Genomic DNA, 19,302 nt, shown 5'->3' with positions numbered 1-19,302 from the left:
GTCCGGATGAAATCGTCTCGCGGGCGGGGTCTTCCGCGACTCGCCCACGAACCGCCCGCCCCGGATTCCGCTAACCTCCGCCTGTGACGCTGAAACCCCCCGCGCCTGTGACGCTGAAGCCCGCCGCCGCCCGGCTCGGCTGGCTCGACGCTCTACGCGGCATAGCCGCGCTCTCCGTCGCCGTCTATCACCTGGCACTGCCGTTCCACTGGCTGCACGCCGACCACGAACCGCGCTACCTGGACCCTGGCATCTTCGGCGTGATGCTGTTCTTCCTGGTGAGCGGGTACATCATCCCGGCCTCACTGGAGCGGCGCGGCGACGTCCGCTCGTTCTGGGCGGGCCGGTACTTCCGGATCTACCCGGTGGTGATCGTCACCGTGGTCCTCAGCCTCCTGATCATGCCGCGCAGCCACTCGGTGATCCAGGGCTGGGCGTTCGACCACCCGCTGCTCACGCTGGCGGGCAACGGCCTGATGATCCAGGACCTGATGGGCGTCACCAACGTCATCGGGGTGATGTGGACGCTCTCCTACGAGATGCTCTTCTACTTCTTCGTGACGGCCCTGTTCGTCAACGGCCGGCACCGGCAGAGCGCCCCGCTCGCGATCGGCTTCGCCGGCATGGCGCTGGTCCTCGGCGCCTGGCTGCCGCTCGGCTCGCTCACGGCCGGCGGCCTGCCGGCCACCAGACACCTGGTGCTGGCCGCCGTGGTCGTCGTGGTCACCGCGATGGTCTGCATCCTCACCGGCCGGGCCGACCTGACCCGCTGGGGCGGGACGATGCTCGGCGCGCTGGGCCTGGTGCTGCTCCTGCTGAACAGCCGGTCCGCCGCCTTCGAGTCCCTGATGATCTTCGCCACGATGTTCGCCGGGACGGTGCTGTACCGGCTGGAGCACGGCCAGATCGACCGCCTGCCGGCACTGCTGTGCTGCGCCTTCGTCCTCACCGCGGGCTTCCTGTCCGGCTTCATGTACAACCACGACCAGGCCCTGTGGCGGACCTGGAGCGAGACCTGGAAGTCGTTCTCCTTCGCCTACCTGGCCGCCTGGGTCGTGTTCGCGGCCGGGATGCTGCTGCGCCACCGCCGCTTCCCGCGCTGGCTGACCTGGCTGGGAACGGTCAGCTACTCGGTGTACCTGCTGCACAACCCGCTCATCCACTTCATGAACTGGAAGCTGGAGGGGCGCCCGCCCTTCACCTCCTGGCAGGACCGGAGCCTGCAGTTCTTCGGCTTCATGGCCGCCCTGCTGGTGATCAGCTACCTCAGCTACCGCCTGATCGAGATCCCGTTCCAGAACCTCGGCCGCAAGGCGATCAAGGCGCTGAACCGCCGCTTCCCGGCCACCGCGCTGCCGGCTCGTCCGGTCGCCCAGACCTCGCGCGAGCCGGAGCCGGCCGCCGCGCCCCGGGAGACGGAGCCCGTCCCGAGCGGCCGCGGCTGACGCCGACGGCGTGAACGACGAGAGGCCGTCCGTCCCCGAGTGGGGGCGGACGGCCTTTTCGCACCGGTCCTACGAGTCAGCCCCGCTCTCCGGGCTGCGCCTACTCGTTCCCCTCGTTCCCCTCGGGGAAGTGGCAGGCCACCTGGTGCCCGGTCTTCAGCGCCGCCAGCGGCGGCTCCTGGGTGGCGCACACCTCCTGCGCCTTCCAGCAGCGCGTCCGGAACCGGCAGCCGCTGGGCGGGTTGATCGGCGAGGGCACGTCGCCCTTGAGCAGGATCCGCTCGCGCCCGGCCCGCTGGCGCCGGCGCGGGTCCGGCACCGGGACCGCCGACATCAGGGCGTTGGTGTACGGGTGCATCGGACTGCGGTAGAGCGAGTCCCGGTCGGCGATCTCGACGATCTTGCCGAGGTACATCACCGCCACCCGGTCCGAGACGTGCCGGACCACCGAGAGGTCGTGCGCGATGATCAGGTACGTCAGTCCCAGCTCCCGCTGGAGGTCGTCCAGCAGGTTGACCACCTGCGCCTGGATCGACACGTCCAGCGCGGAGACCGGCTCGTCCGCGACGATCATCTTCGGCTTGAGCGCGAGCGCCCGGGCGATGCCGATGCGCTGGCGCTGGCCGCCGGAGAACTCGTGCGGGTAGCGGTTGTAGTGCTCGGGACTGAGCCCGCACAGCTCCAGCAGCTCCTGGACGGCCTTCTTGACCCCGCCCTCGGGCTGCACGCCCTGGAGCTTGAACGGCGCGCTGACGATGGTGCCGACGGTGTGCCGGGGGTTCAGCGAGGAGTACGGGTCCTGGAAGATCATCTGGATGTCGCGGCGCATCGGCCGCATCGCGCCGACGCCCAGGTGGCTGATGTCGGCGCCCTCGAACTCGATCGTCCCGGCGGTGGGTTCGTCGAGCCTGGTGACCAGCCGGCCCATGGTCGACTTGCCGCAGCCGGACTCGCCGACGACGCCCAGCGTCTCACCGGCGTTGACCGTGAAGTCGATGCCGTCGACGGCCCGCACCGCGCCGGTCTGGCGCCGCAGCAGTCCGCCGCGGATCGGGAAGTGCCGGGTCAGGCCGGTCACCCTCAGCAGCGGCTCGCGGTCGGAGGCGGGCGCCGGGGAAGCCCCATTTCCCCGTGCGAGGGGCGTGGCCCCCTGAGTGTCCGTCATCGGTTCTCTCCAGAAAGGTGGTACGAGGCCGGGCTCACAGCCGGGGCGCGATCTCTTCGGCGAAGATGCGGTGCCGCTCGTCGGCCGGCAGGTGGCAGGCCGCGAAGTGGCCGGGCGCGGCCTCGGTCAGCACCGGGAGCTCGCTCGTGGAGCGCCCGCCGGTCAGGGCGGCGTACGGGCAGCGCGGGTGGAAGGCGCAGCCCGACGGCACGTTGATCAGGCTGGGCGGGGTGCCCTTGACCGGCACGAGGCGGTCCTGCAGCTCCCGGTCCAGGCGCGGCATCGATCCCAGCAGGCCCCAGGTGTAGGGGTGTTCGGGCGCGTCGAAAAGGGTCTCGGCCGGCCCGCGCTCGATGCACTTGCCGCCGTACATGACCAGGATGTCGTCGGCGAGCTCGGCGACCACCCCGAGGTCGTGGGTGATGATGATGACGGCGGAGCCGAACTCCTCCTGGAGGTCGCGGATGAGGTCCAGGATCTGCGCCTGGACGGTGACGTCCAGGGCGGTGGTGGGCTCGTCGGCGATCAGCAGCGAGGGGTCGTTGACCAGGGCCATGGCGATCATCGCGCGCTGGCGCATGCCGCCGGAGAACTGGTGCGGGTAGTCGTCCACCCGGCGGTCCGGCTGCGGGATGCCGACCCGGTCGAGCATCTCGATCGCACGGGCCCTGGCCTGCTTCTTGGAGGCCTGGGGGTGGTGCACCCGGTACGCCTCCATGATCTGCGCGCCGACCGTGTAGTACGGGTGCATCGCGGTCAGCGGATCCTGGAAGATCATCGCCAGTTCGCGGCCGCGCAGTTGGCGCACCCGGTCCGGTCCGGCCGCGATCAGCTCCTCGCCGTCCAGCCGGATCTCACCGCTGATCCTCGCCCGCTTGGAGCGGTGCAGGCCCATGATGCCCAGCGAGGTGACGGACTTCCCGGAACCGGACTCGCCGACGATGCCCAGGGTGCGGCCCTTGTGCAGGTCGAAGCTGACCCCGTCCACCGAGCGGACCAGGCCGTCGTCGGTGTCGAAGTGGATCCGCAGGTCGCGGACGGACAGGAACGGGTCGCCCAGGGGCGTCGGCGCGGCGTCCGCCGGGGCGGAATCGGCGTCCGCCGGAGTCTTCTTGAGCTCGGTCACGAGAGCCTCACGCGGGGGTCGACGAAGGCGTACAGGAGGTCGACCACGAGGTTGCAGACGACGATGAAGAAGGCGGCCAGCAGGGTGACGCCGAGGATCTTGGGCAGGTCGTTGTCGGTGATCGCCTGGACGGCGAACTGGCCGATGCCGTTGAGCGAGAAGACCTGCTCGGTGATCAGCGCACCGCCGAGCAGCAGACCGAGGTCCATGCCGAAGATGGTGACGATCGGGGTGAGTGCGGAGCGCAGCCCGTGCTTGACGACCACCTTGCGCTCGACCAGGCCCTTGGCCCGGGCGGTGCGGATGTAGTCCTCGCTCATCGTCTCCAGCATCCCGGCGCGGGTGAGCCGGGCGTAGAGCGCGGAGTAGAGGAAGGCCAGCGAGATCCATGGCAGGATCAGGTTGCGGGCCCACATCAGCGGGTCGTCGGTGAAGTTGACGTAGTGCAGGTTGTCCAGGATCGGCCACTCGTAGCTGAACACCGTCAGCAGCAGGGCGCCGGTGAAGAAGACCGGCAGCGAGACACCGGCCAGGGCGACGCCCATGGAGAGCCGGTCGAAGATCGACCGCGGCTTGAGGGCCGAGATCACGCCGGTGGTGATGCCGGAGAGCAGCCAGAGCACCGACGCGCCGATGGCGAGCGAGATGGTGACCGGGATCCGGCTGGTCATCAGCGGCCAGACCTCGAGATGACTCTTGAAGGAGTAGCCGAAGCAGGGCACGTGGCAGGTGGCCGGTTCCGGCCCGAACTTGTACTCGGCGCCGGCGACCAGCGCCTTCAGGAAGTGCCAGTACTGGGTGTACAGGGGCTGGTCGAGGCCGAGGTTCTGCTTGACCGCGGCGATCGCCGTGGGCCCCGGGTCCTTCCCGATGTACTGCGCGGCCAGCTGGTCGGTGGTCTCGCCGGCCAGGCGCGGAAGCAGGAAGAAGATCGCGAAGGTGACGGCGCTGACGACCAGCAGCAGCAGCACGGCCGCGAAGATCCTGCGGATGATGTAGGCAAACACAGTTGGGCGGCTCCGGCGGCCCGCCGCCGTCCGGGGTCTTCCGGACGGCGACGGGCGCCGCTGCCTTCACCTGCCTTCAGGGATGTGGAGCCAGGCTCTTACTTGGTGGTGCCGATGTTCAGGTAGTCGTACTCACCCGAGAAGGCCGAGGTGGAGGCCATGTTGGTGGCGCTGTCCGGGCGGTACAGGAAGACCTTGAAGTCGGTCAGCGGGACGTAGGCAGCGGACTCCATGACCTTCTTGTCGATGTCGCCGTAGATCTTCTCGCGGGCCGCCCGGTCGGGGTTGACCGCGGCGTCGTCGATCATCTTGTTGACGGCGGGGTCGTTCAGCTGCGCGAGGTTGCTGTTGCCGGAGGGCTTGATCGCGCGGCCGTCGACGATCTGCTGCAGGAAGCCGTAGCCGGTCGGCCAGTCGGCGCCCCACTGCATCATCATCAGACCGATGTTGTGGTCCTGGGTGAACTGCGGCGCACCGGCCGAGTCGGTCAGGTACTTGCCCTGCGGGTACTGCTGGATCTCGACGTTGATGCCGATCTTCTTCAGCTGCGCCTGGATGGCGGTGGCCGCGGCGACCTCGGTGGCGCGCTCGGTGCGGGCGGACAGGACGGTGCTGAAGCCGCCGTCCTTGCCGCAGGCCTTCAGGGAGTCCTTGGCCTTGGCATCGTCACCCTTGTTGTCCTTGGTCTCGTACAGGTTGAAGTCCTGGTGGCCCGGGATGTCCGGCGGGAGCACGGTGCTGGCCACCTGGCCGCGGATCGGGCCGCCGAGCGCGGTCTGCACCGAGACCTTGTCGATCGCGTACTGAACGGCCTTGCGGCAGTCGATGTTGTCGAACGGCGCGACCTTGGTGTTGATCGCCATGTAGACCAGGCGGCCGCCGTAGGCGTTGTCGGTCTTGGCCTTGAGCTTCGGGTCGCGCAGGATCTGCGCCTGGGTCTGCGGGTCGACGCCGCCGCCCACCAGGTCGACCTGGGCGTTGCCGGCCAGCAGGTCCTTGTCGATGGTGGCCTGGTCGATGTTCATCTTGAGCACGATCTTGTCCGCCAGCTGCTTGCGGATCGGGTCGGTGCCCTTGTCCCAGTTGGTGTTCGGCACCAGGACGGCCTGCTTGCCGTCCTCGTAGGTCTCGAACTTGTAGGAGCCCGAGGACACGATGTGCTTCACGTAGTCGGCACCGGTGTCCTTGGCCTGCGGGACCGGCGCGGTCTGCGGGGCGCTGACCAGGTAGTCGAAGTCGGCGAAGGGGTGCTGGAGGTGGAAGACGACCGTGGTGTCGTCCGGCGTCTCGATCGACTTCAGGTCGCCGGTCTTGTCCTTGTACGGACCCTGGTACGGCGTCGGGTTGTCGACCAGCAGGTCGTGGAAGTACGTCGGGCCGTTGGAGTTCACCTCGGGCGCGTAGTTCGAGCGCTCCACGGCGTACTTGACGTCCTTGGAGGTGATCGGGGTGCCGTCGTCGTACTTCAGGCCGGCGCGCAGCTTGTACGTCCAGGTCAGGCCGTCCGCGCTGGGCTGGCCCATCGACTCGGCGAGGTCCGGGACCAGCTTGTTGCCGTCCTGGCCCGGCGCCGGGTTGAAAGTGGTCAGCGAACGAGCGTACAGGCGCGCGAAGTTGTAGATGTACGCGTAGTAGGTGTTGCCCGGGTCGAGGGAGTCCGGGGTGCCCTTCATCTCGTAGGTGACCGTCCCGCCCTTCTTGTCCGAGACGTTGACGATCTGCTTGGTTGCCGCGTCGGCGCCGCCGCCGCTCGCATCGTTGGAGCCGGCCGAGGACGAGGAGCCGCTGTCGCCGCCCTTGGAGCTGGACGAACAGCCGGTGACGACCAGGACCACGGCGGCGGCCGCGGCGGTAAGCGCGACGGTACGGGACCTACGCATGGGTGAGATCAACCCCTTGAGGATGTGGAGGAGGGAGTTTCCTGACGTGGTGTCAGTTGCTCTTGGGATCGAGGGCGTCACGCAGCCCGTCGCCGAGCAGGTTGAACGCGAGCACGGTGATGAAGATCGCCAGACCGGGGACCACCATGTACTGGGGGTCGACCTGGTAGTAGTTCTTCGCGTCGGCGAGCATGCCGCCCCAGGAGGACTGCGGGGGCTGGATGCCGACGCCGAGGAAGCTCAGCCCGGCCTCGAAGAGGATGTTGGTCGGGATCAGCAGGGTCGAGTAGACCAGGATCGGGCCGGCCAGGTTGGGCAGCAGCTCCTTGAACAGGATGAACGGGCCGCGGGCGCCGAGGCTGCGGGCCGCGTGGACGAACTCCCGCTCGCGCAGCGACAGCGTCTGTCCGCGCACGATCCGGCCCATGTAGGGCCAGTTGAAGAAGCCGATCACGAAGATCAGCACCATGATGTGCAGCGGGAGGCCGTGCAGGCCGAACGCGCCGCCCTGGAGCGAGGCGGAGATCGCGATGGCGAAGAGCAGCAGCGGGAACGCCAGGAAGACGTCCATCAGCCGGCTGATCAGGGTGTCCACCCAGCCGCCGTAGTAGCCGGCCATCACGCCGAGCACGGCGCCGATGGTGTTGGACAGGACGGTCGCGCCGAAGGCGACCAGCAGGGAGACCCAGGAGCCGTCGACCACGCGGGCGAGCAGGTCGCGGCCCTGCAGGGGGTCGATGCCGAGCGGGTGGTCCGCGCTCATGCCGCCCCAGTCCCCGAGCGGCAGGCCACCGAGGTTGGCGTCCAGCAGGTCCGGGTTCGGGTTGTCGGGGTCGAGCCCGAACAGGGACTCGATCGGCCCGGACAGCACGGCGAGCAGGATCAGCAGGATCACCACGATGCCGCCGGCGACGGCGGCCTTGTCCCGCTTGAAGCGGGTCCAGGCGATCCGACCGAGGGAGCGGCCCTCGATCGTCTTGGCCGGGCTCGCGGTGGCTGGTGCCTCCGGTTCGTTCCCGGTGGTGGTCACGGATGCGGTCATGGTCAGTTGGGTCCCCTCGCCGACGGTGGCCGGCCCACGGGTGCCGGGCGCCGGCTTCGGCGGTGCGGCTGCGGACGTGCGGAGGTGCTTAGGAGGAGCGGGTGTTCGCGGCAGTGCTTCGTGCACAGGTACTGCCGCCACGCGGGATGGGCGTCGCGTGGTGGAGCGGTCGGCGTGCGCGCTCACCTTTGTGGGGTATCCAGTACGCGCGGTGCGTTGCGCAGAACTCTCTGCCATCCGAACTGGCTTGCGCCAGCCCTGCCAAGCGACAGATGCCCAACTGTGATCTGCGCGCATGCACCTCCCAGGTCATCGGCATATCCCTCTTCACACGGCTGTAACAGCCATGCCAAGATGTGCGGACTCCGACGGAGGGGTAATTCGTCCGGAAAGCACCGAAGCCGACCTGATGGGGAATCAAGTCGGCTTCGCGGTAAAGGTTTTAGCTGGAAACGGGTTTCGGAAATCAGCGGCCGGGGTATCCGGGCCACGACCGCGGGGGCTGCTGCCCCCAGCCCGGCGCGGGCGGCTGGGTGCCGTAGGCCCATCCCGGTGTCGGCTGCCCCGGTGTCGGCTGCCCCGGCATCGACTGCCCCGGGTACGGCGGCGCCGCCGTCGGGTACGGGCCGACCGGCGGGCGACCCGCCTCCCGGTCGAAGAACGGCCGCGCGTTGGCGCGCATCCACAGGGCCACCGGGTCGTACTCGTCCGTCATCGCCACCGTGGACACCGCGAGCCCCTCCGGGGCCACCGCGATCGCCCGCTGCATCAGCGCCCGCACCGCCTCCACGGCAGGCGGCGAACTCTCGTACAGGTCCAGGCCGATCGCCAGGTACGGCTCCCCCACCGCCGGCTGAACCCAGGCCCGGCGCAGCGCCCGGACCGCGCGCACCTCACCGGCCTGCCGCTCCAGCAGCGCGAAGAACTGCTGGGCGTTCACCTGCGGCTCGCTCAGCTTCAACGGACCGGCCGGCAGCCGGTCCAGGCCCGCGGCGATCCGCCGCAGGTCCGCCCAGGGCACGCCGACCCCGCCGCCGGGGGCGTGCGGGTTGAGCCACAGGCCCCAGCGGGTGCGGTACAGCGAGGCGGCGATCTCCCGCCCGGAGATGACCTCGTGGGCCCGGGCCCAGCCGGAGGCCGTCAGCTGCTCGGGCGAGGTCACGGCCGGCGCGTAGCCGTGGCCGCTGATCTCCATGTTCCCGTACTGCGCGTCAGGACTGCCCGGCGTACCGTGCCAGAGCAGCATCCAGACCTGGCCGTCGGCCAGCGCGTGCAGCAGCCGCTCGTACGCGTCGTAGCGCTCCGGCGCGACCTCGCGCAGGGCGTGCTCCATCGCGCCCGGATCCGCCGCCGGGCGCCCGGCCGGAGCCTGGCCCCAGGGCCCCGGCACACCGCCCGTTCCCGCTCCCGCACTCATGCGCCCACCTCGCCGCGCCTCTTTCCTCAACCCAGCCGGCCCGTCGGCCGTCTGCACGCACCCTATGGCGCGGCACCGGCCACCGCCACGGCGACGTGCCCTTGATCCGAACCCCCGCTCACACCCGCGCGTAGAAAGGCAGTACCCGGGTGAGCAGCCACTCGACCACCGGGTCCTCGGCGAGGTCGAGCAGTACGAGGTGGACGCCACCCGGCAGCGGCGCGGTTCCCAGCGCCCGGCCGAGCGCCTCGTTCACCGCGCCCGGGTCGGCCGGGGCGGCCGGATCCAACTGGACGCCCACGAACATCACGGTCGGTTCGCCCTCGACGCTGGCCAGCGCCCGGCGCGCGGTCAACACCCCGGGCAGGGCCGACAGTTCGGTCCGGCAGGCGGCCAGGAAGTACTCCGGGTCCTCGCCCGGCACCGGCTCGCGCAGCGCCACCCGGCCGCCGGTCGGCGCCTGCGCAGCGTCCTCAGTGTGCTCCCAGCGGCGGCCGTCACGTGGCCCGCGGCGCAGCTCCGCCACGCCCTGCGGCGGCACCGGGATGCCCACCGCGGCCTCGGGGTTGACCGCGATGCCCACGCCCAGCGGCAGTCCGCGGGCGAACTCCCAGGCCGGCGCGACCGCGAAGGCCATCCCCGGCGCCTGCTGCAGGAACACCTCCTGCGAGGAGAACACCGGCACGTACGGGGCACCGGCCAGCTCGATGGTCGGCAGGTCCAGCGACTGCCCGCCCGGGTCGCCCCCGGCCGGCAGCGGGATCCACACCTGACTGCGGGCCAGCACCTCGATCACCCGCGGCGTCGCGCCCGGGTCGCCGAGCGCGGCGGTCAGCACCTGCTCCAGCTCGTTGGCCGGCCACGCACCGCCGGGCGGCGCCGCCTGCGGACCGTCCCACCCCTGCTGCTCCACCGGGTACCCCATGCGCGCCTGAACCGCCCTCTGCCGGTCGGCCGCCCACTGCTGTGCCGACGCGCAGATTCTAGGGCCCGGCCAGGGCGCGGGTTCGGTCTCGGGCCGTGTGACCGGGTCCCCCCTCCCCTCGTCCGCGTGGACGTGCCATGATGTGCGCGTCCGACGGCATGCGCCGCGGGCCCCTACAACTCCACACCGGCCGCTCGAACCCGCGCGGGAGAGCCCGGAGTGCCGCTCAGGCGGTACAGCCGGCGCCGAAGGAGCAAGTCCTCCCCGGAATCTCTCAGGCCCCCCTACCGCACGGGTTAGGCACATCTGGAAAGCGGCGCACGGCCCTGTCGCGCGCCCACCCACGGTGCAAGCCGCCATGCTGTCCTGGATGCTGGAAACAGCTGCGGACGGCCGCGGTGAAGCTCTCAGGTCCGACGACAGATGGGGAGACCCACGCCGCCGCATGCCCGCGCGCAGGGTCGGCCCCCGAGCGGGTCCGGTTCCGGCGCGTGCACCCCTGAGTGCCCCGACCGAGGAGTTCCTGGCCATGTCGTCCCTCCGCCTGACCGCGCTCGACGCGCTGCACCGCGCCCTCGGCGCGACCATGACCGACTTCGCCGGCTGGGACATGCCGCTGCGCTACGGCAGCGAGCGCGAGGAGCACCTCGCCGTCCGCACCAAGGCCGGCCTGTTCGACCTCTCGCACATGGGCGAGATCACCGTCACCGGCCCGCAGGCCGGCGAGATGCTGGACCACGCGCTGGTCGGCTTCGTCTCCGCGCTCGGCGTGCTGCGCGCCCGCTACACCATGATCTGCGCCGAGGACGGCGGCATCCTGGACGACCTGATCGTCTACCGCCTGCGCGAGGACGCCTTCCTGGTGGTCGCCAACGCCTCCAACGCCCAGCTGGTCCTGGACGAGCTGATCGCCCGCGCCAAGGGCTTCGACGCCGTCGTCACCGACGACCGCGACACCTACGCGCTGATCGCCGTCCAGGGCCCGGAGTCCACCGCGATCCTGGCCAAGACCACCGAGGCCGACCTGCCCGGCCTGAAGTACTACGCGATCCTCCCGGCCCAGGTGGCCGACCGCGACGTGCTGCTGGCCCGCACCGGCTACACCGGCGAGGACGGCTTCGAGATCTTCTGCCACCCGGGCGACGCCGAGCAGATCTGGCAGGCGCTGACCGCCGCCGGCGAGGGCCACGACCTGGTCCCGTGCGGCCTGTCCTGCCGCGACACCCTGCGCCTGGAGGCGGGCATGCCGCTGTACGGGCACGAGCTGTCCACCGATCTCACCCCGTTCGACGCGGGCCTGGGCCGGGTCGTCCGCTTCGACAAGACCACCAACGAGGGCGCCTTCATCGGCCGCAAGGCCCTGGAGCAGGCCGCCGCCGCGGCTGAGACCAACCCCCCGAAGGTGCTGGTCGGCCTGGTCTCCGAGGGCAAGCGGGTGCCGCGCGCCGAGTACACCGTGGTCTCCACCGAGGGCGCCCCGATCGGCCGGATCACCTCCGGCGCGCCGTCCCCGACCCTGGGCAAGCCGATCGCGATGGCCTACGTCGACGCGGCCCACGCCGCCCCCGGCGGCACCGTCGCGGTGGACGTGCGCGGCAAGCACGAGCCGGTCCAGGTCGTGGCGCTGCCGTTCTACAAGCGCGCCCGCTGAGGCGGTCCGGCCGGGCCCCGCGGGCCCGGCCGACCCCCGTTCTTCCCATACCCGCACGTCGAAGCCGTCCGCGCGGCGGCCCGCTTCGTCGTACCCGCTTCCCATCCTGGAGAATGACGCCATGAGCAACCCCCAGCACCTGAAGTACACCAAGGAGCACGAGTGGCTGACGGCCGCCGAGGACGGTGTCTCCACGGTCGGCATCACCAAGCACGCCGCGGACGCGCTCGGTGACATCGTCTACGTGCAGCTGCCCGAGGTCGGCGACGAGGTGACCGCCGGTGAGACCTGCGGCGAGCTGGAGTCCACCAAGTCGGTCAGCGACCTGTACTCCCCGGTGACCGGCGAGGTCGTCGAGGTCAACCAGGACGTCCTGGACGACAACGCCCTCGTCAACAGCGCCCCCTTCGAGGGCGGCTGGCTGTTCAAGGTCCGGGTGGAGTCCACCGACGAGCTGCTCAGCGCCGACGAGTACGACGCGCTCACCCACGCCAAGGGCTGAGCCACCCGCCGGGACGGGCCGCAGCACGGCGGTCCGTCCCGCCCCCACCGTCCCTCTCCTCCTTCCGGGAAGACCACACCATGACGGTTCTCAACCAGTCCCTGCACGCCCTCGACCCGGAGATCGCCGCCGCGGTCGACGCCGAGCTGCACCGCCAGCAGACCACCCTGGAGATGATCGCCTCCGAGAACTTCGCCCCGGTGGCGGTCATGGAGGCCCAGGGCTCGGTGCTCACCAACAAGTACGCCGAGGGCTACCCCGGCCGTCGCTACTACGGCGGCTGCGAGCACGTCGACGTGGTCGAGCAGATCGCGATCGACCGCATCAAGGCGCTGTTCGGCGCCGAGCACGCCAACGTCCAGCCGCACTCCGGCGCTCAGGCCAACGCCGCCGCGATGTTCGCGCTGATCCAGCCGGGCGACACCATCCTGGGCCTGAACCTGGCCCACGGCGGTCACCTGACCCACGGCATGAAGATCAACTTCTCCGGGAAGCTCTACAACGTGGTCGCGTACCACGTGGACGAGAAGACCGGCCAGGTCGACATGGCCGAGGTCGAGCGCCTGGCCAAGGAGCACCAGCCGAAGCTGATCATCGCCGGCTGGTCCGCCTACCCGCGCCAGCTGGACTTCGCCGAGTTCCGCCGGGTCGCCGACGAGGTCGGCGCCCTGCTCATGGTGGACATGGCGCACTTCGCCGGCCTGGTGGCCGCCGGGCTGCACCCGAACCCGGTGCCCTACGCGGACGTGGTCACCACCACCACCCACAAGACCCTGGGCGGCCCGCGCGGCGGCGTCATCCTGTCCAAGGCCGAGTTCGCCAAGAAGATCAACTCCGCAGTCTTCCCCGGCCAGCAGGGCGGTCCGCTGGAGCACGTGATCGCGGGCAAGGCCGTCGCCTTCAAGGTCGCCGCCTCGGAGGAGTTCAAGGAGCGCCAGCAGCGCACCCTGGAGGGCGCCCGCATCCTCGCCGAGCGCCTGCTGCAGGACGACGTCGCCGAGGCCGGCGCCAGCGTGCTGTCCGGCGGCACCGACGTCCACCTGGTCCTGGTCGACCTGCGCAACAGCCAGCTCGACGGCCAGCAGGCCGAGGACCGGCTGCACGAGGTCGGCATCACGGTCAACCGCAACGCCATCCCGAACGACCCGCGCCCGCCGATGGTCACCTCGGGCCTGCGCATCGGCACCCCGGCCCTGGCCACCCGCGGCTTCCAGGCCGAGGACTTCCGCGAGGTCGCCGACATCATCGCCGAGGCGCTCAAGCCTGCCTTCGACGAGACCGTCGCCGCCGCGCTCAAGGCCCGCGTCACCGCGCTGGCCGAGAAGTACCCGCTCTACCCGAACCTGGGCAACCAGGAGTAAGTGACCGGTCAGTAGCTGACCCGCCGGCAAGTTACCAGCCGGTAGGGTGATCGGCCTCACCCCTGGAACGTACCGGGGACTCCGGGGCACCCCGCACACTGGACAGTGTGCGGGGTGCCCCGTTCCGTGCCCGCCCCGACCGCAAGTCCTTCCACGAGACCAGACAAGGACGTCCCCGTGGCCATCAGTGTCTTCGACCTCTTCTCCATCGGCATCGGCCCGTCGAGCTCCCACACCGTCGGCCCGATGCGCGCCGCCCGGATGTTCGCCCGCCGCCTGCGGTCCGAAGGCCTGCTGACCCAGGTGACGTCCGTCCGGGCCGAGCTGTACGGCTCGCTGGGCGCCACCGGCCACGGCCACGGCACCCCGAAGGCCGTCCTGCTGGGCCTGGAGAACCACTCGCCCCGCACCGTCGACGTCGACCAGGCCGACAAGGACGTCGAGCGGATCACCGCCGAGAAGCGGATCAACCTGCTCGGCGAGCACGCCATCGACTTCGACCCCGACAGCCAGCTGATCCTGCACCGGCGCCGCTCGCTGCCGTACCACGCCAACGGCATGACCCTGTGGGCGTTCGCGGCGGACGGCTCCACGCTGCTGGAGAAGACCTACTACTCGGTCGGCGGCGGCTTCGTCGTCGACGAGGACGCGATCGGCGCGGACCGGGTCAAGCCCGACGACACCGCGCTGCGCTACCCCTTCCGCACCGGCGAGGAGCTGCTGCGGCTCACCCGGGAGACCGGGCTGTCGATCTCCGGCCTGATGCTGGAGAACGAGAAGGCCTGGCGCAGCGAGGAGGAGATCCGCACCGGGCTGCTGGAGATCTGGTCCGTGATGCAGGAGTGCGTGCGGGCCGGCATGAGCCGCGAGGGCATCCTGCCGGGTGGGCTGAAGGTCCGCCGCCGGGCGGCCGCCGCGGCCCGGGCGCTGCGCGCCGAGGGGATCGGCCCGGCCAACGCGATGGAGTGGGTGACCCTCTACGCGATGGCCGTCAACGAGGAGAACGCCTCCGGCCGCCGGGTCGTCACCGCGCCGACCAACGGCGCGGCGGGGATCATCCCGGCCGTCCTGCACTACTACCTGAACTTCATCCCCGGCGCGGACGAGGACGGCATCGTCCGCTTCCTGCTCGCGGCCGGCGCCATCGGCATGCTCTTCAAGGAGAACGCCTCCATCTCCGGCGCCGAGGTCGGCTGCCAGGGCGAGGTCGGCTCCGCCTGCTCGATGGCCGCGGGCGGCCTCGCCGAGGTCCTCGGCGGCACCCCCGAGCAGGTCGAGAACGCCGCCGAGATCGGCATCGAGCACAACCTCGGCCTCACCTGCGACCCGGTCGGCGGCCTGGTCCAGATCCCCTGCATCGAGCGCAACGGCATGGCCTCGGTCAAGGCCGTCACCGCGGCCCGGATGGCGCTGCGCGGCGACGGGCGGCACCACGTCTCGCTGGACAAGGCGATCAAGACGATGAAGGAGACCGGCGCCGACATGAAGATCAAGTACAAGGAGACCTCACGCGGCGGCCTCGCCGTCAACGTCATCGAGTGCTGATCACGGCGGTCCGAGCGGGCCCCCGGGCGGATTCCCCTCCGCCCGGGGGCCTTCGCGTTCAGCCGGCCGTCGCCACCGGCACCGGACCGGGTGCCCGGCCCAGCGCCGTGCGGACCAGCGCGGCGACGGCTTCCGCGTGGTCCTCCAGGAAGAAGTGGCCGCCCTCGAACACCCGCAGGTCGACGCCCCGGGCGGACCAGTCCTGCCACGCCGCGGCCTGCGCGGGGGACACCCGCGGGTCCCGGTCCCCCACCAGTACGCTGACCGGGCAGTGGACCCGGGTGCCCGGCACCGGCCGGTAGCCCTCCACGGCCCGGTAGTCGCCGCGGATCACGTCGAGGGTGTGCCGCAACAGCTCCTCGTCCTGCGTGATCCTCGGGTCGACGGCGCCGAACGCCGCCAGCTCCGCCAGCAGCTCGGCGTCGCCGAGCTCGTGCACGGTGTGCGGCAGGCCCAGGCCGATGCCCGGGGCGGTCCGGCTGGAGACGATCAGCGCGCTCGGCCCGACCCCCCGACGCTCCAGGCGGCGGACCGTCTCGAAGGCGATGCTGGCGCCCATGCTGTGGCCGAACAGGGCGAGCGGCTCCTCCAGGTACGGCTCCAGGGCCTCCACCACGTGGTCGGCCAGCTCGTGGACATCGGTGACCAGCGGCTCGTGGAAGCGGTCCTGGCGGCCGGGGTACTGGACCGCCAGCACCGGGAACTCCGGGGCGAGCGCGTTCGACAGGAAGCGGAACGCCGACGCCGACCCCCCGGCGTGCGGCAGGGCGACCAGCCGGGTGCCCCGGGCCCCCGCCGCACCGGAGCTCCGGATCCAGCGGCCGCCGGCCACGGCCCCTACGGAGGTCACTCGGGCTCTCCGGCGGGCCGCGGCACCGTCCAGGAGTCCTCGCCACCGAGCAGGGCCGTCAGGTCGCCCTCGCCGTGGCGCCGGACGGCCTCGTCCAGCTGCTCGTTGAGCCGGCGGTCGTAGACCGGCCGCTCGACGTCGCGCAGCACGCCGATCGGGGTGGGCTCGGAGAGCCGGGAGAGCGCGAAGGCCCGGGTGGGGTCCGGGTCGGCGACGTTGTGGACGATCTCCTCGCCGTCCGGGGTGAGCCGGTACGGCTCGCCGTGTTCCAGCCGCAGCAGCGCGGTGTCGCGGGTGGCCGGGTCCTTGAGGACGTCGAAGGCGCCGTCGTTGAAGATGTTGCAGTTCTGGTAGATCTCGACCAGCGCGGTGCCCTGGTGCCGGGCGGCGGCGCCCAGGACCGACTGGAGGTGCTGGCGGTCCGAGTCGATGGTGCGGGCCACGAAGCTCGCCTCCGCACCCAGGGCGAGCGAGAGCGGGCGGAACGGCTCGTCCAGCGAGCCCATCGGGGTGGACTTGGTGATCTTCCCGGCCTCGCTGGTGGGCGAGTACTGGCCCTTGGTGAGGCCGTAGATCCGGTTGTTGAAGAGCAGGATCTTCAGGTTGACGTTCCGGCGCAGGGCGTGGATCAGGTGGTTGCCGCCGATCGACAGCGCGTCGCCGTCACCGGTGATCACCCAGACCGACAGGTCGGGCCGGGCCGCGGCGAGCCCGGTGGCGATCGCCGGGGCGCGGCCGTGGATGGAGTGCATCCCGTAGGTGTTGAGGTAGTACGGGAAGCGGGAGGAGCATCCGATGCCGGAGACGAAGACGATGTTCTCGCGCTTGACGCCCAGCTCCGGCAGGAAGCCCTGGACCGCGGCGAGGATCGCGTAGTCCCCGCAGCCGGGGCACCAGCGCACCTCCTGGTCGGACTTGAAGTCCTTGGCGGTCGGCGTCTTCTCGATCAGCTTCAGCTCAGTGGCCATCGACGGCCTCCATCTCGGACAGCGCGGACAGCTCGGACAGCGCGGACAGCGCGGACTCGATGACGGCGGCCAGTTGGTCGGCCTTGAAGGGCATGCCGGAGACCTGGGTGAACGGGCGGGCGTCGACGAGGTACCTGGCGCGCAGCAGCATGGCCAGCTGGCCGAGGTTCATCTCCGGCACCAGGACGCGGTCGTAGCGCCGGAGCACCTCGCCCAGGTTGGCCGGGAACGGGTTGAGGTGGCGCAGGTGGGCCTGGGCGACCTTGCCGCCGGCGGCACGCACCTGGCGTACGCCCGCGGCGATCGGCCCGTAGGTCGAGCCCCAGCCGAGGACGAGCAGTCCGGCGTCGCCGTCCGGGTCGTCCACCGCGAGGTCGGGGACGGTGATGCCGTCGATCTTGGCCTGGCGGGTGCGGACCATGAAGTCGTGGTTGGCCGGGTCGTAGGAGATGTTGCCGGTGCCGTCCTGCTTCTCGATGCCGCCGACCCGGTGTTCCAGGCCCGGGGTGCCCGGCACCGCCCAGGGGCGGGCGAGCGTCTCGGGGTCGCGCAGGTAGGGCCAGAAGCTGCCGTCCTCGCGGTTCGGCTCGGTGGCGAACTCGACGCGCAGGTCGGGCAGTTCGTCGAGCTCGGGGACCCGCCAGGGCTCGGAGCCGTTGGCCAGGTAGCCGTCCGAGAGCAGGAACACCGGGGTGCGGTAGGCCAGCGCGATCCGGGCCGCCTCCACCGCCATCGAGAAGCACTCCCCCGGCGTGGCCGGGGCGACGATCGGCACCGGGGCCTCGCCGTTGCGGCCGAACATGGCCTGCAGCAGGTCGGCCTGCTCGGTCTTGGTCGGCAGGCCGGTGGACGGGCCGCCGCGCTGGATGTCCACGATCAGCAGCGGCAGTTCGACCGAGACGGCCAGCCCGATGGTCTCGGACTTCAGCGCGACACCGGGCCCGGAGGTGGTGGTCACGCCGAGTGCCCCGCCGAAGGCCGCGCCGAGCGCCGCGCCGATGCCGGCGATCTCGTCCTCGGCCTGGAAGGTGCGCACCCCGAAGTTCTTGTGCTTGGACAGCTCGTGCAGGATGTCCGAGGCCGGGGTGATCGGGTACGAGCCGAGGAACAGCGGGAGTTCGGAGCAGCGGGCGGCGGCGACCAGGCCCAGGGAGAGCGCCAGGTTGCCGGAGATGTTGCGGTAGCGGCCCTGCCGGAACGCCTTCGCTGCCGGGGCGACCTGGTACGAGACCGCGAAGGACTCGGTGGTCTCGCCGTAGTTCCAGCCCGCCTTGAACGCGGCGATGTTGGCCTCGGCGATCGCCGGCTTCTTGGCGAACTTGCCGCGCAGGAACCGCTCGGTGCCCTCGGTCGGACGGTGGTACATCCAGGACAGCAGCCCGAGCGCGAACATGTTCTTCGCCCGCTCGGCGTCCTTGCGCGACAGCGGGCTGTCCTTGAGCGCCTCCACCGTCAGGGTGGTGAGCGCTACCGGGTGCACCCGGTAGCCGGTGAGCGTCCCGTCGTCCAGCGGGTCCGCCGTCCAACCGACCTTGGCCAGCGCGCGCTTGGTGAACTCGTCGGTGTTGACGATGATCTCCGCGCCGCGCGGCAGGTCCGCCAGGTTCGCCTTCAGGGCCGCCGGGTTCATCGCCACCAGGACGTCCGGGGCGTCGCCCGGGGTGAGGATGTCGTGGTCGGCGAAGTGCAGTTGGAAGGACGAGACGCCCGGCAGGGTGCCGGCGGGGGCGCGGATCTCGGCCGGGAAGTTCGGCAGCGTGGAGAGGTCGTTGCCGAAGGTGGCCGTCTCCGAGGTGAACCGGTCACCGGTGAGCTGCATGCCGTCACCGGAGTCGCCCGCGAAACGGATCACGACCCGGTCCAGGGACCTGACGGGCTTGGCGGCCGGTTCGGGCCGCGCGGGACTCTCGACGATCATGGCAGTCCTTCAGACGAAGACGAGTTGGGTGGCGGCGTCCATACCGGACAGCGGGACGTAGCAGTAGCGCGCGCTGGCGGTCGAGATCAGCGGGACGCTCTCCTGCTCGGCGAGCAGGGCCGAGTGGCAGGCCGCCAGGACCTCGGAGCCGACGACCCGGCGGTCCACGCAGTCGGCGTACAGGCCGCCCGCGGTGAGCGCGAAGTCGGCGGTCGGCTGGTGGATCCGGATGCCGGGCCGGTCGAGGAGGTCGCGCAGCGCGTCGACCCCGTCGTCCGGGTGGTCGAGCCGGCACTCGGTGTCCCAGCAGGTGCGCATGCTGGAGCTCACCGAGAACGCGGCCATCGGGACGGTCAGGCGCAGATCGCCGTTGCGGACCTGCTTGCGGAGCTCCACCGCGGCCGGTGAGTGACCGGACGCGAGTTGGTACAGGGCTCCCGAATCGACTACGGCGTGCCGGGTCTCGGTCGCCGACGTTCGCTCCATCGCTACCACCTGTT

General features: G+C 70.9%; 16 protein-coding genes and 1 riboswitch. Of the genes, 5 read left to right on the top strand and 11 right to left on the bottom strand.

Going from position 1 to position 19,302, the window contains the following annotated elements:
- Positions 1-83: 83 nt before the first annotated feature.
- The gene (locus ACIRYZ_RS33315) at positions 84-1,445 is read left to right on the top strand and encodes an acyltransferase family protein (protein WP_402951631.1); all 1,362 of its coding nucleotides are present in this window, start codon (positions 84-86) and stop codon (positions 1,443-1,445) included.
- A gap of 100 nt (positions 1,446-1,545) precedes the next feature.
- Here the strand turns inward: ACIRYZ_RS33315 and ACIRYZ_RS33310 are convergent, their stop codons facing one another.
- The 7 genes from ACIRYZ_RS33310 to ACIRYZ_RS33280 all read right to left on the bottom strand — a co-directional run bounded on the left by ACIRYZ_RS33310 (position 1,546) and on the right by ACIRYZ_RS33280 (position 10,007).
- Positions 1,546-2,610, bottom strand: a complete 1,065-nt coding sequence (locus ACIRYZ_RS33310) for an ABC transporter ATP-binding protein (protein WP_402951629.1) — start codon at positions 2,608-2,610, stop codon at positions 1,546-1,548.
- Between the two features lie 34 nt (positions 2,611-2,644).
- Complete coding sequence (locus ACIRYZ_RS33305) at positions 2,645-3,736, bottom strand: ABC transporter ATP-binding protein (protein WP_402951626.1); 1,092 nt, start codon at positions 3,734-3,736, stop codon at positions 2,645-2,647.
- Positions 3,733-4,743: an ABC transporter permease gene (locus ACIRYZ_RS33300; RefSeq protein ID WP_402951625.1), complete on the bottom strand. Its 1,011-nt coding sequence runs from the start codon at positions 4,741-4,743 to the stop codon at positions 3,733-3,735. Before ACIRYZ_RS33300 ends, ACIRYZ_RS33305 begins: the two co-directional genes overlap by 4 nt.
- 98 nt (positions 4,744-4,841) lie before the next feature.
- Positions 4,842-6,623, bottom strand: coding sequence for an ABC transporter substrate-binding protein (locus tag ACIRYZ_RS33295; protein ID WP_402951623.1), 1,782 nt, complete (start codon positions 6,621-6,623; stop codon positions 4,842-4,844).
- Positions 6,624-6,675: 52 nt separating this feature from the next.
- On the bottom strand, positions 6,676-7,665 hold the full coding sequence (locus tag ACIRYZ_RS33290) for an ABC transporter permease (RefSeq protein WP_393029496.1): 990 nt from the start codon (positions 7,663-7,665) through the stop codon (positions 6,676-6,678).
- 466 nt (positions 7,666-8,131) lie between these two features.
- A complete protein-coding gene (locus ACIRYZ_RS33285) occupies positions 8,132-8,998 on the bottom strand; it encodes an enhanced serine sensitivity protein SseB C-terminal domain-containing protein (protein ID WP_402951713.1) in 867 nt (288 codons plus the stop codon).
- 202 nt (positions 8,999-9,200) lie between these two features.
- Positions 9,201-10,007, bottom strand: a complete 807-nt coding sequence (locus ACIRYZ_RS33280) for an enhanced serine sensitivity protein SseB C-terminal domain-containing protein (protein WP_402951620.1) — start codon at positions 10,005-10,007, stop codon at positions 9,201-9,203.
- A 195-nt stretch (positions 10,008-10,202) separates the two neighbouring features.
- A riboswitch (glycine riboswitch) is annotated at positions 10,203-10,307 on the top strand.
- A 229-nt stretch (positions 10,308-10,536) separates the two neighbouring features.
- Between ACIRYZ_RS33280 and gcvT the strand changes: the two genes are divergently transcribed.
- From gcvT to ACIRYZ_RS33260, 4 genes are all read left to right on the top strand, one after another.
- The gene (gene gcvT / locus ACIRYZ_RS33275) at positions 10,537-11,658 is read left to right on the top strand and encodes a glycine cleavage system aminomethyltransferase GcvT (RefSeq protein ID WP_402951617.1); all 1,122 of its coding nucleotides are present in this window, start codon (positions 10,537-10,539) and stop codon (positions 11,656-11,658) included.
- Between the two features lie 121 nt (positions 11,659-11,779).
- A complete protein-coding gene (gcvH, locus tag ACIRYZ_RS33270) occupies positions 11,780-12,160 on the top strand; it encodes a glycine cleavage system protein GcvH (RefSeq protein ID WP_387623784.1) in 381 nt (126 codons plus the stop codon).
- A gap of 80 nt (positions 12,161-12,240) precedes the next feature.
- On the top strand, positions 12,241-13,521 hold the full coding sequence (gene glyA / locus ACIRYZ_RS33265; protein ID WP_402951614.1) for a serine hydroxymethyltransferase: 1,281 nt from the start codon (positions 12,241-12,243) through the stop codon (positions 13,519-13,521).
- A gap of 177 nt (positions 13,522-13,698) precedes the next feature.
- Positions 13,699-15,066 (top strand): L-serine ammonia-lyase, encoded by a 1,368-nt coding sequence (locus tag ACIRYZ_RS33260; RefSeq protein ID WP_402951611.1) that lies wholly within the window; start codon positions 13,699-13,701, stop codon positions 15,064-15,066.
- 58 nt (positions 15,067-15,124) lie between these two features.
- Here the strand turns inward: ACIRYZ_RS33260 and ACIRYZ_RS33255 are convergent, their stop codons facing one another.
- The 4 genes from ACIRYZ_RS33255 to ACIRYZ_RS33240 are packed head-to-tail and all read right to left on the bottom strand — an operon-like array spanning position 15,125 to position 19,288.
- Positions 15,125-15,916 (bottom strand): thioesterase II family protein, encoded by a 792-nt coding sequence (locus tag ACIRYZ_RS33255; RefSeq protein WP_402951608.1) that lies wholly within the window; start codon positions 15,914-15,916, stop codon positions 15,125-15,127.
- Positions 15,913-16,884 (bottom strand): 2-oxoacid:ferredoxin oxidoreductase subunit beta, encoded by a 972-nt coding sequence (locus tag ACIRYZ_RS33250; RefSeq protein WP_402951605.1) that lies wholly within the window; start codon positions 16,882-16,884, stop codon positions 15,913-15,915. Before ACIRYZ_RS33250 ends, ACIRYZ_RS33255 begins: the two co-directional genes overlap by 4 nt.
- Positions 16,874-18,802 (bottom strand): 2-oxoacid:acceptor oxidoreductase subunit alpha, encoded by a 1,929-nt coding sequence (locus tag ACIRYZ_RS33245; protein WP_402951603.1) that lies wholly within the window; start codon positions 18,800-18,802, stop codon positions 16,874-16,876. Before ACIRYZ_RS33245 ends, ACIRYZ_RS33250 begins: the two co-directional genes overlap by 11 nt.
- Before the next feature lie 9 nt (positions 18,803-18,811).
- Positions 18,812-19,288 (bottom strand): hypothetical protein, encoded by a 477-nt coding sequence (locus ACIRYZ_RS33240; protein WP_393029521.1) that lies wholly within the window; start codon positions 19,286-19,288, stop codon positions 18,812-18,814.
- Positions 19,289-19,302: the final 14 nt, after the last annotated feature.

The organism is Kitasatospora sp. NPDC101155, assembly GCF_044768305.1.
Classification (GTDB): domain Bacteria; phylum Actinomycetota; class Actinomycetes; order Streptomycetales; family Streptomycetaceae; genus Kitasatospora.
The sequence above is the reverse complement of the archived record's forward strand: the minus strand, read 5'-3'. Positions and strand labels throughout refer to the sequence as shown.